Origin of the sequence: Paraburkholderia xenovorans (genome assembly GCF_046030735.1) — a bacterium.
Lineage (GTDB): Bacteria > Pseudomonadota > Gammaproteobacteria > Burkholderiales > Burkholderiaceae > Paraburkholderia > Paraburkholderia xenovorans_A.
The window spans coordinates 1-436 of record NZ_JAQQBV010000120.1 but is presented as its reverse complement, the minus strand read 5'-3'; the positions used below and the strand labels follow the sequence as shown (position 1 = coordinate 436).

The following is a 436-nucleotide window of genomic DNA, read 5'->3' as shown; positions in this document are numbered from 1 at the left end:
GAGAGGTCACGTGCGCGGAATGTGCTGCCACACGCTCGCGCAGGCGCGCCAAAACTGCGGCCAATTCCGGACGAGCTTCGGCCTCTTGAACCGAAATAGCTTTGCCGCCATCGCCGTAGTCCACGATGACGGGCGGATTGGGCTCAGTCGGATACTGTCCGATCTTCGTGAAATCGAGACCACCGATCAAGCGCCCGTTTGGGTCGATGCTTTGGGTAACGACCATGTGCGATCCACCCACTTCAGTGTCGTAGCGATCGTCGAATCGCTCGCCAATCAGCCATCCACCGGCGCTCAGGCTATGCCGGTGAAACCGGCGCATGCTTAGCGTCTCTGCCGGAGAAAACCTGAATTCATCTTCGGGCATGCAAAACCTCGCTGCTGCGGTTTGTTGGTCCATCGTTTTATCCTTTGCGACCGGCGGGCCTGCTTTTCC

The 436-nt window shown here is 58.7% G+C and carries 1 protein-coding gene; it reads right to left on the bottom strand.

The genetic code is table 11. The features are described 5' to 3' along the window. Nucleotides 1-400: hypothetical protein (locus PQQ51_RS34390; protein ID WP_459252360.1), on the bottom strand; the 400-nt coding region annotated here is incomplete at its 3' end. Between the last annotated feature and the right edge of the window lie 36 nt (nt 401-436).